The organism is Clavibacter sp. B3I6, assembly GCF_030816895.1.
GTDB lineage: Bacteria > Actinomycetota > Actinomycetes > Actinomycetales > Microbacteriaceae > Clavibacter.
The window spans coordinates 2,200,879-2,213,589 of the sequence record NZ_JAUSYL010000001.1; the positions used below are offsets into that span (position 1 = coordinate 2,200,879).

The 12,711-nt window shown below is 73.4% G+C and carries 11 protein-coding genes and 1 tRNA gene; 8 read left to right on the plus strand and 4 right to left on the minus strand.

Annotated features, from left to right (window positions below):
- Nucleotides 1-140: 140 nt before the first annotated feature.
- From QFZ62_RS10555 to QFZ62_RS10565, 3 genes are read right to left on the minus strand one after another with little or no spacing between them, the layout of a single operon-like run.
- Entirely contained in the window at nt 141-899 is a 759-nt protein-coding gene (locus tag QFZ62_RS10555) for a hemerythrin domain-containing protein (RefSeq protein ID WP_307505330.1), read from the minus strand.
- A 2-nt stretch (nt 900-901) separates the two neighbouring features.
- Nucleotides 902-1,621 carry an SDR family NAD(P)-dependent oxidoreductase gene (locus QFZ62_RS10560; RefSeq protein ID WP_307505332.1) on the minus strand — a complete coding sequence of 240 codons (720 nt, stop codon included), beginning with the start codon at nt 1,619-1,621 and terminating at the stop codon, nt 902-904.
- Nucleotides 1,618-2,064, minus strand: a complete 447-nt coding sequence (locus QFZ62_RS10565; RefSeq protein ID WP_307505334.1) for an SDR family NAD(P)-dependent oxidoreductase — start codon at nt 2,062-2,064, stop codon at nt 1,618-1,620. The genes QFZ62_RS10560 and QFZ62_RS10565 overlap by 4 nt, the downstream gene beginning before the upstream one ends.
- A 159-nt stretch (nt 2,065-2,223) precedes the next feature.
- Between QFZ62_RS10565 and QFZ62_RS10570 the strand changes: the two genes are divergently transcribed.
- Complete coding sequence (locus QFZ62_RS10570; protein WP_307505337.1) at nt 2,224-3,069, plus strand: SDR family oxidoreductase; 846 nt, start codon at nt 2,224-2,226, stop codon at nt 3,067-3,069.
- A 69-nt stretch (nt 3,070-3,138) separates the two neighbouring features.
- Here QFZ62_RS10570 and QFZ62_RS10575 read toward each other — a convergent pair.
- Nucleotides 3,139-3,225 (minus strand) — tRNA-Leu (locus QFZ62_RS10575).
- 222 nt (nt 3,226-3,447) lie between these two features.
- On the opposite strand from QFZ62_RS10575, the gene QFZ62_RS10580 reads away from it, so the two are divergent.
- The 7 genes from QFZ62_RS10580 (at nt 3,448) to pknB (ending at nt 12,637) form a co-directional block, all read left to right on the plus strand.
- A complete protein-coding gene (locus QFZ62_RS10580; protein WP_307505339.1) occupies nt 3,448-4,170 on the plus strand; it encodes a DUF3662 and FHA domain-containing protein in 723 nt (240 codons plus the stop codon).
- A complete protein-coding gene (locus QFZ62_RS10585) occupies nt 4,167-4,751 on the plus strand; it encodes an FHA domain-containing protein (protein ID WP_307505342.1) in 585 nt (194 codons plus the stop codon). The genes QFZ62_RS10580 and QFZ62_RS10585 overlap by 4 nt, the downstream gene beginning before the upstream one ends.
- Nucleotides 4,752-4,755: 4 nt before the next feature.
- Nucleotides 4,756-6,018 (plus strand): PP2C family serine/threonine-protein phosphatase, encoded by a 1,263-nt coding sequence (locus tag QFZ62_RS10590; RefSeq protein ID WP_307505344.1) that lies wholly within the window; start codon nt 4,756-4,758, stop codon nt 6,016-6,018.
- A complete protein-coding gene (locus tag QFZ62_RS10595; protein ID WP_307505347.1) occupies nt 6,011-7,408 on the plus strand; it encodes an FtsW/RodA/SpoVE family cell cycle protein in 1,398 nt (465 codons plus the stop codon). Before QFZ62_RS10590 ends, QFZ62_RS10595 begins: the two co-directional genes overlap by 8 nt.
- On the plus strand, nt 7,405-8,856 hold the full coding sequence (locus tag QFZ62_RS10600; protein WP_307505349.1) for a penicillin-binding protein 2: 1,452 nt from the start codon (nt 7,405-7,407) through the stop codon (nt 8,854-8,856). The genes QFZ62_RS10595 and QFZ62_RS10600 overlap by 4 nt, the downstream gene beginning before the upstream one ends.
- On the plus strand, nt 8,853-10,760 hold the full coding sequence (locus QFZ62_RS10605) for a protein kinase (RefSeq protein ID WP_307505352.1): 1,908 nt from the start codon (nt 8,853-8,855) through the stop codon (nt 10,758-10,760). Before QFZ62_RS10600 ends, QFZ62_RS10605 begins: the two co-directional genes overlap by 4 nt.
- Nucleotides 10,761-10,894: 134 nt before the next feature.
- Nucleotides 10,895-12,637, plus strand: a complete 1,743-nt coding sequence (gene pknB / locus QFZ62_RS10610; protein ID WP_307505355.1) for a Stk1 family PASTA domain-containing Ser/Thr kinase — start codon at nt 10,895-10,897, stop codon at nt 12,635-12,637.
- Nucleotides 12,638-12,711 lie beyond the last annotated feature (74 nt).

Here is a 12,711-nt window from a genome sequence, read left to right on the forward strand (position 1 = left end):
CTACCGCGTCCGCCTGGGGATGCGCGGGGCCCGCCCTTCGGCTGGGCCGTTCCGCCGATCGGCTGACGGCGCTCGCGGGTGGTCCGCGCCGGGCCCGACCGGCGCCGGAGCCGTGCCGGGCTCGCACCCGGCCCGCGGGATCAGGCCGTCGCGCCCGCCCCGCCCGTGCCGACCGCCGCGCCGGCGCCGGCGCCCGAGAACCGCGTCGACGCGTCCTCGCCCTGCCGGAGCAGCGGCAGGTGCTCGACGCGGTGCGCGGCCCGGCGCAGCGCATCGCCGGCGGTGCCGAGCGCGGGACGCCAGGAGGCCGGGCCGCGGTGCACCAGCAGGTCCACGGCGTCGCGCGCCCGGTCGAGCACCGACAGCGGGATCGCCGCGAGCGCGTTGCCCGGCGGGCGCCGGGACACGACGGGGTGCGCGCGCGTCGGCGCGGTCCGGCGGACCACCTCCCACGCGATCCCGAGCAGCCGCAGGTCGCGCACGCGCACCTTCTCCTGCAGGCGCGGGAACAGCTCGTCCTCCTCGTCGCGCACGTCCTCGCCGAGCACCTCCACGAGCCGGTCGAGCAGCGCCGCGCGCCCCGGATCCCCGGACGGCAGCGTCTCCAGCGTGGTGACCAGCTCGTTGACCTCCTGGTGCTCGCGCTCCACCTCCAGGGTCAGCTCCTGGCCGTCCTCCAGCACCCGCCGCATCACGGGCCACAGCACCGACTCCTCGGCGAAGGCGTGCGGGAAGACCAGGCGGTAGATGCGCATCAGCACGAGCGCCTCGTGGTCGCCCTCCGCTCCCCGCAGCTCCTCGAGGAGCGCGTCCAGCTTCACGTGGTCGCTCTTCTGGCGGGCGAGCACGCTGAGCGGCCCCCCGAGCTCCCGGGTGCTCTGCTCGGCGACGGATCTCATGGTCATCCCCTCCGGTTCGTCATGCGTCCGATGCCGCCCGGCGCGGGTCGCGCGGGCAGGAAGCGCGCCGCCGCGACGGCCGCCGCGACGACGGCGGCACCTCCGGCGAGCGCGCGACGGTGCTCCTGCACCGCCAGGTAGTAGGAGCGGCGGCGCACCCAGCCCTCGTGGGTGCCCCGCTCGGCCGGGCGCGGGGACGGCTGGTGCAGCCCGCTGTCCCCGGGCGGCCGCGAGGGCCGGCTGGACCGCTGCGACCAGAGCATGTACCGCTCCATCACCAGGTCGGTCAGCCGCGGCGCGACCGCGCCGGCCACCGCGCCCAGGTGCGCCTGCACGCCGATGTAGAGGTCGCGGGTCGGGTGCTCGGCCGCCCACAGCGCGGCCTCGGCGACGGCCTCGGGCGGGTAGATCATGCCGCGGTGCGCGGGCTGGCGCTCGGCATGGCTCTGCGCGTGCTCGTTGTAGGGCGTGTCGATGCGGCCCGGGTGCAGGAGCGTGACGGAGATCGGCAGCCCCTGCGCCTCGAGGTCCATGCGGAGCGCGTCGGTCCAGCCGTGCACCGCGTGCTTGATGCTCGAGTAGGTCGACTGCAGCGGGGTCGCCCGGTCGCCGAAGACGCTGCCGACGTTGACGATCGCCCCGCCGTAGCCCTTCCGCCCGCGCATGTGCGCGACCGCGGCGAGCGAGCCGTGCACGACGCCCCAGTAGTCGGTGTCCATCATCCCGGGCGCATGTCCTCGAGCGGGACGCGGTCGGCGAGGCCGAACACGCTGACGCCGGCGTCGTTGATCCACGTGTCGAAGCGGTGGTGCTCGGCGAGGGCGGCCGCGGCGATGCGCGCGACGTCCACCGGGTCCCCCACGTCGGCGACCACGGCCGTCGCCCGCCCGCCGTCCGCGACGATCCCCGCCACGACCTCCTCCAGCGCCTCGCCGTTCCGCGCCGCGAGCACGACCGCGGCCCCGCGGGCCGCCGCCATCCGGGCCGTGACGCGCCCGATCCCGCTGGACGCGCCCGTGATCACCACCACCTGGTCCTCGAGCGGCAGCAGCGGGGGGCGCTTCCCCCGTCGCCACAGCGAGGCCAGCGGGGCGCCGACCGGCGACGACGCGCTGTCGCCGTCGGCGGAGGGGGCTGCGGATGCGGTCACGTCGCTCTCGGTCATGGCGCCATCCAACGCGCGGCGTGCGCATCCGCCTCGGGGGTTGATCCCGCCCCCGGTCTGTGGCAGCGGATCGCCCCGCGTGCGTGTCAACCCCCGGGGCGGCGCCCCGGCCGCGGAGTGGGATGGGGGGACACGACAGCCACGAGAACAGGAGCAGCCATGTCCCAGCCCGAGCAGCAGCAGGAGGTCCCCGGCACCGAGGGCGACCTGACCCCCCAGGCCGACCACGGCGAGGAGAGCTACCGCGGATCCGGCCGCCTGGAGGGCAAGGCGGCCGTCATCACCGGCGCCGACAGCGGCATCGGCAAGGCCGTCGCGCTCGCCTACGCGCGCGAGGGCGCCGACGTCCTGATCCACTACTTCTCCGAGCAGGAGGACGCCGACGCCGAGGACACGCGCCGCCTCGTCGAGGAGGCCGGCCGGACGGCCGTCGTCGTCCGCGGCGACCTCGCGGACCCCGCCCACTGCCGCGACGTCATCGCGCAGGCGGTCGACGCCTTCGGCCGCGTGGACGTGCTCGTCAGCAACGCCGCGTTCCAGATGTCGCGCGACTCCATCGTCGACACCCCCGACGAGGAGTGGGACCGCACCATCGCCACCAACCTCAGCGCGTTCTTCCACCTCACGAAGGCCGCCGTGCCGCACATGGCGCCCGGATCCTCGATCATCGGCACCACGTCGGTGAACTCCGACAACCCGCCGCCGAGCCTCCTCGCGTACAGCGCCACGAAGGCGGGCATCGCGAACATCGTCGGATCCCTGTCGCAGATGCTCGCGGAGAAGGGCATCCGCGCGAACAGCGTGGCGCCCGGGCCCATCTGGACCCCGCTGATCCCCGCCACCATGCCCGCGGAGGAGGTCGCGTCCTTCGGCCAGCAGGTGCCGCTGGCCCGCCCGGGCCAGCCCGCGGAGGTCGCTCCCGTGTTCGTGATGCTCGCGAGCGACGAGGCGAGCTACGTCTCGGGCGCCCGTGTCGCCGTCACGGGCGGTCAGCCGATCCTCTAGCGTCCGCCGCTCCGGTACCCGGAAGACGCGAGAAGGCCCCCGGGACATCCCGGGGGCCTTCTGCAGTGCTGGTGCGCGAGGGGGGACTTGAACCCCCACGTCCTCACGGACACACGGACCTGAACCGTGCGCGTCTACCAATTCCGCCACTCGCGCCAACCGGACGACATTATCACGACCGGGAGCCGGTCCCGTGCCGCGCCGGGCGGCGGATCGGCGGCGCGACGGCCCGCGGGCACCGCCGCGACGACCCCGATCGCGGCCGGTCGCGCCCCCTCGCGGCACCCGCGACCGGGTCGGTGTCCAGGGCGGGGTCGCGCGAGTTGGCTACGATCTCCCTATTCATCCGCGGAAGGACCGCGCGAGGACGGATCACACGTGGGAATCCTGGACAACTTCGAGAAGGGCCTCGAGCGCGCCGTCAACGGCGCCTTCGTGAAGACCTTCAAGTCCGGCCTGCAGCCCGTGGAGATCGTGGCCCAGCTGCGGCGCGAGCTCGACACGCACGCCGCCATCGTCGACCGCGACCTCATCCTCGTCCCCAACTCCTTCTCCCTCCGCGTCTCCCGCGCCGACCACGAGCGCATGGAGTCCATCGGGTCCGCGCTCACCGACGAGCTCCGCCAGGCGGTCGAGCGCCACGCCTCGACGCAGGGCTACCAGTTCGCGGGCGTCGTGCAGGTGGCCTTCCGCCGCGACGACCAGCTGTCCGAGGGCGTGCTCGAGATCGACAGCCGCACGGTCGAGGGCAGCGTCACCTGGATCCCCGTCGTCGACGTCGCCGGCACGCGCCACCCGATCGCGGTCGGCCGCACGGTCATCGGCCGGGGCAGCGACGCCGACATCACGGTCGACGACCCGGGCACCTCGCGCCGTCACGTCGAGATCGCGTGGGACGGATCCCGCGCCCAGGTCCGCGACCTCGGCTCCACCAACGGCTCCGAGCTCAACGGGGCGCCCGTCACCAAGGCGCCGCTCCCGCCGGAGTCGGTCATCCGCATCGGCCGCACCACCATCACCTTCCGCGTCGTCCCGCAGGCCACGGAGGAGCGCGACGGCGGGCGTCCGCGCCGCGACGACGGCTTCTGGGGGGCCTCATGACCGAGCTGACCCTCCTCGTCCTCCGCCTCGCGTTCCTCGCGGTGCTGTGGCTGTTCGTCTTCGGCATCGTCTACGCGCTCCGCTCCGACCTCTTCGGCCAGCGCGTGCGGAAGCTCCGCGAGGAGACGGGCTCCGGCGGCGCATCCCCGTTCCCGCAGTCGCCGTACGCCGCCTCCGCCTCCGCTCCCCCGCGCGCCGCGGCGCAACCCGTGCAGCCGCCGCCCATCTCGACGATGCCGTCCGGCGCCAACTCGGGCGCCGTCCCGTCGCGCGCGAAGGCCACGACCGCCACGGCCCGGCACCTGGTCATCACCTCCGGCGCCAAGTCCGGCACGGAGATCCCGCTCGGCACGGAGCCGCTCACCATCGGCCGCTCCGGCGAGTCGGGCCTCGTCATCCGCGACGACTACACGTCCACCCACCACGCGCGCCTGCTCCTCTGGAACGACGAGTGGATGATCCAGGACCTCGACTCGACCAACGGCACCTTCCTCGACGGCAAGCGCGTGAGCGTCCCGACGCAGGTGCCGCTCGACACGCCGATCCGCATCGGCGCGACCAGCTTCGAGCTCAGGCGGTAGCGGCGTGGCGACAGTGACGCAGGCCGCCGCCGTCTCCCACGTGGGCAAGGTCAGGTCGAACAACCAGGACTCGGGCTACGCGGGTCGGCACCTCTTCGTCGTCGCCGACGGCATGGGCGGGCACGCGGGCGGCGACGTCGCCTCCGCGGTCGCCCTCACGCGCATCGTGGAGGCCGACAAGCCCTACGCGTCGGCGCACGACGCGGAGTTCGCGCTCCAGGCGGGCCTCGTCGCGGCCAACCAGCTCCTCGCCGAGACGGTGTTCGAGCACTCCGAGCTCACCGGCATGGGCACCACCGTCAGCGCCCTCGCCCGCGTCGACCGCCACGTCGCCATCGCCCACATCGGCGACTCGCGCATCTACCTCTTCCGCCGCGGCGAGCTCAGCCAGGTCTCCGCCGACCACACGTTCGTGCAGCGCCTCGTCGACAGCGGCCGCATCACCCCGGAGGAGGCGCTCGTCCACCCCCGCCGCTCCGTCCTGATGCGGGTGCTGGGCGACGTCGACGCGGCCCCCGAGGTCGACACGCAGGTCCTCGACACGCACACGGGCGACCGCTGGCTGCTCTGCTCGGACGGCCTCAGCAGCTACGTGGCCGAGGAGCGGATCACCGAGATCCTCGCCACCGCGGGCACCCCGGAGTCGATCGCGGACGCGCTCGTCAAGGAGTCCCTCGACCACGGCGCGCCCGACAACGTCACGGTGGTCGTCGTCGACGTGCTCGACGAGGACGACGAGGCCGCCGCCTCCCGCCCGGAGCCCGAGCCGGTGCTCGTCGGATCCGCCGCGCAGCCCCTCGCGTTCGGCGACGAGCCCTCGCGGCGCGCCGTCCGGATCCCGTCGCTGCTGCTGCACCCGCTCCGCGCCACCACGGCGGCCCGGGACGCGCAGTTCGAGCCGGAGTCGGACGAGTACCTCGAGGCCCTCATCGCGGAGGACCGGCGCCGCGCGCTCCGCCGCCGCATCACGTGGCTCGTGGGCGTCGCGCTGATCCTCGCAGGCCTCGTGCTCGCGTGCGTCCTCGGCTACCGCTGGACGCAGTCGCGCTACTACGTGGGCGAGGCCGACGGCACCGTCGCGGTCTACAACGGCGTGCAGCAGACCATCGGCCCGATCGAGCTCTCCCACGTCCACGCACGCACCGAGGTGCGCGTCGACGACCTCCAGCCCTTCTACCGCCAGCAGGTCGAGCAGACCATCAACGCCGACTCGCTGGCGGGCGCGCAGGAGATCGTGAACCGGCTGCAGGAGGCCGCGGGTGGCTAGGGCCGGCGTCGCGGACGCCCCCGCACGGCCCCGCGAGCGCGCGCCCCGGGTGCCGCACATCCGCGTGCCCCGGCGGCTGCGGAACCTCGAGCTCGCCCTGGTGGTCCTCGCGTCGATCATCAACGGCGGCGCGCTCTACCTCGTGCAGCTCGGCGCGCTCGGCGCCTTCGACCAGAGCTTCTTCCTGCCCGCCACGGGCCTCGCGGTCCTCGTGCTCGGCATGCACGTGGCCCTCCGCTGGCTCGCGCCCGACGCGGATCCGTTCATCCTGCCCATCGCCACGGTCCTCAACGGCCTGGGGCTCGCGGCCATCTACCGCCTCGACCTCGCGGGCGGCTACTCCGGCTGGGAGAGCGTGGCGGTCCGGCAGATCGTGTGGTCGGGCCTCGCGATCGTCTGCGCCCTCGCGGTCATCGTGCTGCTGAAGAACCACCGCGTCCTCCAGCGCTACCGCTACATCGCCATGTTCACGGGCCTCGTGCTGCTGCTCCTGCCGATGCTCCCGGTCATCGGCCAGAACATCAACGGCGCGCGCGTCTGGATCCACATCGGCGGCTTCTCGTTCCAGCCCGGCGAGATCGCGAAGATCTGCCTCGCGGTCTTCTTCGCCGGCTACCTCGTCACGGCGCGCGACAGCCTCTCGATGGTGGGCGTCAAGGTCCTCGGGATGCGCTTCCCGCGCGTCCGCGACCTCGGCCCGATCCTCCTGGTCTGGGCCGTGTCGATGAGCGTCCTCGTCTTCCAGCGCGACCTGGGCACGTCCCTGCTGTACTTCGGCCTCTTCATCGTCATGACCTACGTGAGCACCGGACGCATCGGCTGGGTGATCCTCGGCGCCGTGCTGTTCCTCGGCGGCGCGTACGGCGCGAGCACCCTCGGCTACGTCGGCGGCCGCGTGGACGCCTGGCTGAGCCCGTTCGACCCCGCCGTCTACGACGCGCAGGGCGGCAGCTACCAGCTCGTCACCGGCCTGTTCGGCATGGCCTCCGGAGGCCTCTTCGGGCAGGGGCTCGGCAGCGGCATGCCCAACCTCACGCCGCTCGCCAACAGCGACTTCATCCTCGCGAGCCTCGGCGAGGAGCTCGGCCTCACGGGCGTCTTCGCGATCCTCGCGCTCTACCTCCTGCTCGTCTCGCGCGGCTTCCGCATCGGCTTCGCGGGCCAGGACGACTTCGGCAAGCTGCTCGGCATCGGATTGTCGTTCGTCATCGCGCTGCAGGTGTTCATCGTCATCGGCGGCGTCACCCGGGTCATCCCGCTCACCGGGCTCACGACGCCGTTCATGGCGGCCGGCGGATCGTCGCTGCTGGCCAACTGGATCATCGCGGCCCTCCTGCTGCGCCTGTCCGACACCGTCCGCAACCAGCCCCGATTGGTGGTCGAGTCGTGAACCGCGAGCTGAAGCGCGTCTCCGTGTTCGTCCTGGCCATGTTCGTGGCCCTGTTCGTCGCGGCCTCGGTCATCCAGGTGGTCGCCGCGCCCACGCTGCAGGCGGATCCGCGCAACAGCCGCACCATCATCGCCAGCTACTCGGCGGAACGCGGCTCGATCCTCGTCGACGGCACGCCCGTCGCCTCCTCGGTCCCCGTCGACGACCGCTACAAGTTCCTCCGCACGTACGAGCAGCCCGACCTCTACAGCGCGGTCACGGGCTACTACACGCTCGGCCAGGGATCCACGGGCCTCGAGGCCTCCATGAACGACGTGCTCAGCGGCACGAGCGGCACGCAGTTCTTCGACAGCCTCACCCGCACCTTCACGGGCCAGGACCCGAAGGGCGCGTCGATCGAGCTCACGATCGACCCGGCCGTGCAGCAGGCGGCGTACGACGCGCTGGGCTCCCTGCAGGGATCGGTCGTCGCCATCCAGCCGTCCACCGGGCGCATCCTCGCCATGGTCTCGAAGCCCGGCTACGACCCCAACGCGCTCGCGTCGCACGACCGCGACGCCGTGAAGCAGACCTACGCGTCGCTCCTCGCCGACCCGGCTGACCCCCTCATCGACCGGGCCGTCGACAGCCTCAACCCGCCCGGATCCACGTTCAAGCTCATCACCGTCGCCGCCGCCCTCGAGTCCGGCCAGTACACGCCCGACTCGCTCCTGCCCAACCCCGCCACGTTCACGCTCCCCGGCACCGGCACGGTCATCACGAACGCGGGCGAGGGCGCCTGCGGCCCCGAGCCCGAGGTCACGATCGCGACCGCCCTCCGCCTCAGCTGCAACATCCCGTTCGCCCAGCTCGGCATCGCGCTCGGCTCGGAGCGGATCGCCCAGATGGCCGAGGCGTTCGGCTACGGCAAGTCGATCGACGTGCCCATGGCCAGCGCGAAGAGCGTCTTCTCCCCCGACCTCGACGACGCGCAGACCGCGCAGTCCGCGTTCGGCCAGCTGGACGTCCGCGCCACGCCGCTGCAGACGGCCATGGTCACCGCCGGCATCGCGAACGGCGGCGACGTGATGGAGCCGAGCGTCGTGGACAGCGTCCTCAACCCCGATCTCAGCGAGCTGTCCGGCTTCTCCCCCAGCCGCTTCGCCGACCCGATCTCGAAGGAGACCGCCGACACCATGACCCGGATGATGATCGACGACGTCCAGAGCGGCGTCGCCTCCAATGCGAGAATCAGTGGCGTCGACGTGGCGGGCAAGACGGGCACGGCCCAGAACGGCGCCGACGACCCGTACACCCTCTGGTTCACCGGCTTCGCGCCGGCGGAGTCGCCGGAGGTGGCGGTCGCGGTCCTGGTGGAGGACGGCGGCGGACGAGGACGATCGGGCTCGGGGAACACCCTCGCCGCCCCCGTGGCGAAGAAAGTGATTGAGGCGGTGCTGGACAGATGAGACCCACGAGCGGACTGACCTTCGGAGGGCGTTACCAGCTGGGCGACCGGATCGCCATCGGCGGCATGGGCGAGGTGTGGGAGGCCACCGACCTCGTCATCGGACGCAAGGTCGCCATCAAGATCCTCAAGGACGAGTACCTCGGCGACCCCGGCTTCCTCGAGCGCTTCCGCGCCGAGGCCCGGCACGCCGCGCTCGTCAACCACGAGGGCATCGCCAACGTCTTCGACTACGGCGAGGAGGACGGCAGCGCGTTCCTCGTGATGGAGCTGGTGCCCGGCGAGGCGCTCTCCACCATCCTCGAGCGGGAGCGCGTGCTCTCCACCGACAAGGTGCTCGACATCATCGCCCAGACCGCGCTGGCGCTCCACGCCGCGCACCAGGCCGGGCTCGTCCACCGCGACATCAAGCCGGGCAACCTGCTCATCACGCCCGACGGCCGCGTCAAGATCACCGACTTCGGCATCGCGCGCATCGCCGACCAGGTGCCGCTCACCGCGACCGGTCAGGTGATGGGCACGGTCCAGTACCTCTCCCCCGAGCAGGCGAGCGGCCACCCGGCATCGCCGTCGACCGACGTCTACTCGATGGGCATCGTCGCGTACGAGTGCCTGGCCGGCCGCCGGCCCTTCACGGGCGAGTCGCAGGTCGCGATCGCCATGGCGCAGATCAACGAGCAGCCGCCGGAGCTCCCCGTCACGGTCGCCGAGCCGGTCCGCAACCTCGTCATGTCGTGCATCGCCAAGAAGCCGGCCGACCGACCGCAGAGCGCGGCCGCCCTCGCGCGTGCGGCGCAGGCGCTCCGCCGCGGCGACGTCGCGACCGCCACGATGGCCGTGCCCGCCGTCGCGGGCGCCGCCGCCCTCGTCGACCCCGGCACGGCCACCCAGGCCACGCAGCTCATGCCGTCCGGCCGTCGCGTCGACACGGGTGCCACCACCGTGCTGTCCGCCGCCCCGCGCGCCGGCGCGCCCGTCCCCCTCGTCTTCGACGACGAGGACGACGAGGAGGCCGACCAGCCCCGCACCCGCAAGCGCGCCATCTGGATCTTCGTCGTCGTCGCGCTCCTCGTGGTCGCGGCCATCGTGGCGGGCCTCATCGCCATGGCGAACAACCGGGAGTCCGCCGACCCCGCGCCGACGCCCGTCGAGTCGTCCGCGTCGCCGACGCCCACTCCGACCCCCACGCCGACACCGACCCCGTCGCCGACCGCGAGCACCGTCGAGGTCAACCGCGACGACTACATCGGCCGCGACCAGAAGGCGGTCTCGGACGAGCTCACGGCCCTCGGCCTCAAGGTCACCGTCGTGACCGGGAGCGCCGCCCCGTCCGGCGAGGAGGAGGGTCGCGTCACCGCGATCACGCCCACCGGCAGCGTCGCCCGGGGCGCCACCATCCAGATCACCGCGTTCGGCGCGCCCACGCTGCCGACCGCGGCGCCCGGCACGCCCACGGTCGAGCCGGCCGCCGTACGCGCCGGCCAGGCGGTCGACATCTCGTGGCCCGCGTACTCGTGCCCGGCCGGCCAGACCCTCAACGGCTACCAGGTCCAGACGGACTCGGTGTCGGGCGGTGCCACCGGCACCTGGGGCGGCGCCACGAACCCGACGAACGCCCAGACCACCTCGGGGGAGATCGCGGCGGGCACGAGCCCCGGCACGTTCACCGTCAAGTACCTCGCCATCTGCGGCACGAACGAGTCGCCGTACAGCAGCACCGTCACCGTCACCGTCGAGGACGCTCCCGGCGGCACCGGCACGGGCGGCGGCACCGGCGGTGGGACCGGCGGCACGGGCGGCGGGACCGGCGGCGGCACGGGCGGCACGACCGGCATGGCGCCGATCCCGGCCCCCGGCCGCGCGGACGACCGCTCCCTCGTCTCCAGCTCGCACCGGAACCCCTGACCCGCGCGGTCGAGCCGGCCGACGCCGACGCGCCACCGGGCCGTCGGGGGCCCGTCGGGGCGCCGCCCGGATGCCCAGCGGAGCCCCGGTAAGCTCATCCCCGTCCGAATCCCGACCCCGACGAGAGGCAGTCCGTGACCGACGCGCGTGTGCTGGGCGGCCGCTACGAGGTCGGGGCGCTGCTGGGTCGCGGGGGCATGGCGGACGTCTTCGAGGGCGTCGACGCGCGGCTCGGACGCCGCGTGGCCGTCAAGGTCCTGCGTCGCGGCCTCGCCGAGGATCCCGCCTTCCGCAGCCGCTTCCGCCAGGAGGCGCAGGCCGCCGCGCGCATGTCGCACCCCACCATCGTGCGCGTGTTCGACGCGGGCGAGGACGTCGTCACCGACCAGGACGGCGCATCGCACACGGTGCCCTTCATCGTCATGGAGCGCGTCGAGGGCCGCCTCCTGAAGGACGTCATCACGGACGGCGCGCTCGATCCGGACGAGGCTGTCCGCATCACGCGCCAGGTGCTCACCGCGCTGGAGTACTCGCACCGCGCGGGTGTGGTCCACCGCGACATCAAGCCCGGCAACATCATGGTCACGCCCACGGGCCAGGTGAAGGTCATGGACTTCGGCATCGCGCGCGCCGTCTCCGACACCTCCGCCACCATCGCGCAGACCACCGCCATCCTCGGCACGGCCCGCTACTTCTCCCCCGAGCAGGCCAAGGGCGAGTCGGTCGACGCGCGCACCGACCTCTACTCCGCCGGCGTCGTCCTCTTCGAGATGCTCACCGGCCAGGCCCCCTTCCGCGCCGACACCGCGGTCGCCGTCGCCTACCAGCACGTCAGCGAGACGCCGGTGTCCCCGAGCGCCGTCGAGGAGGGCATCTCCCCCCAGCTCGACCAGGTGGTCCTGCACGCCATGGCGAAGGACCGCTACGCGCGCTTCCAGACGGCAGGCGACTTCCGGACCGACCTCGACCGCGCCGCCGAGGGCACGCTCGCGCCGCGCGAGGCGCCGACGAACGACGTGGGCGCCACGCTCTTCGGCGCGCCCGCCGGCCCGTCCTCCTCGCAGCAGGCGCTCCGCCAGCTCGGGGTCGACGACGACCGCACCGTCCGCACGCAGAGCCGGCCGCCGGTGCCGTGGATCTGGGCGGGCGTCACCGTGGTCGTCGTGATCCTCATCGCCGTCGTCATCTGGGTCACCAGCCTCAGCTCCATCGGCCCGCCGGACATCAGCCCCACCGTCCCCGACGTCGCGGGATCCACCTACTCCAGCGCCGCCGCGGCCCTCGAGGAGGCTGATCTCGTGCCGCTCGAGCGCGAGGAGGCCAGCACGACGGTCGAGGAGGGCATCGTGCTCCGCACCGACCCGGACGCCGGCGAGAACGTCGCCTCCCAGACCGAGGTCGACGTCGTCGTGTCCTCCGGTCCGCCGGAGGTCCAGGTCCCGAACGTCGCCAACATGGACGAGGGCACGGCCACCGCGAGCCTCCAGGCCGCTGGCCTCACGGTCGGCGAGGTGACGCGTCAGTCCTCGCCCTCGGTGCCGGACGGCGTCGTCCTGCAGTCGGAGCCGGCGGCGACCGAGCAGGTCGACCAGGGTTCCGCGGTGAAGCTCGTCCTGTCGAACGGCAAGGTCACCCTGCCGGACGTGCTGGGACAGCCGCTGGTCGACGCGCAGCGCCTCCTCGAGGAGTCGGAGCTCGTCGTCACCACGCGGCGCGACCCGTCCTGCGGCCGCGCCGAGGGCTCTCCCGTGAGCCAGCAGTCGGTGCCCCCGGGCGACGTCGCCCAGCGCTCCACGGTCGCCCTCACCTACTGCACCGGTGCCGTGCGCAGCTCGCCGACGCCCAGCGCTCCCACCACGCCTCCCGCCCGCGGCTGAGCCGGCGTCGCCTCCTCGGCCTCGCCAGGCCGCATCAGCTCCCCGCGTGACCCGCTGGCATCGGCGCAGGCGCA

Coding starts and splice junctions, on each gene's coding strand:
- QFZ62_RS10565 (WP_307505334.1), bottom strand. CDS start 2,064: ATGACCGAGAGCGACGTGACCGCATCCGCAGCCCCCTCCGCCGACGGC.
- QFZ62_RS10605 (WP_307505352.1), top strand. CDS start 8,853: ATGAGACCCACGAGCGGACTGACCTTCGGAGGGCGTTACCAGCTGGGC.
- QFZ62_RS10570 (WP_307505337.1), top strand. CDS start 2,224: ATGTCCCAGCCCGAGCAGCAGCAGGAGGTCCCCGGCACCGAGGGCGAC.
- QFZ62_RS10560 (WP_307505332.1), bottom strand. CDS start 1,621: ATGATGGACACCGACTACTGGGGCGTCGTGCACGGCTCGCTCGCCGCG.
- QFZ62_RS10585 (WP_307505342.1), top strand. CDS start 4,167: ATGACCGAGCTGACCCTCCTCGTCCTCCGCCTCGCGTTCCTCGCGGTG.
- QFZ62_RS10555 (WP_307505330.1), bottom strand. CDS start 899: ATGAGATCCGTCGCCGAGCAGAGCACCCGGGAGCTCGGGGGGCCGCTC.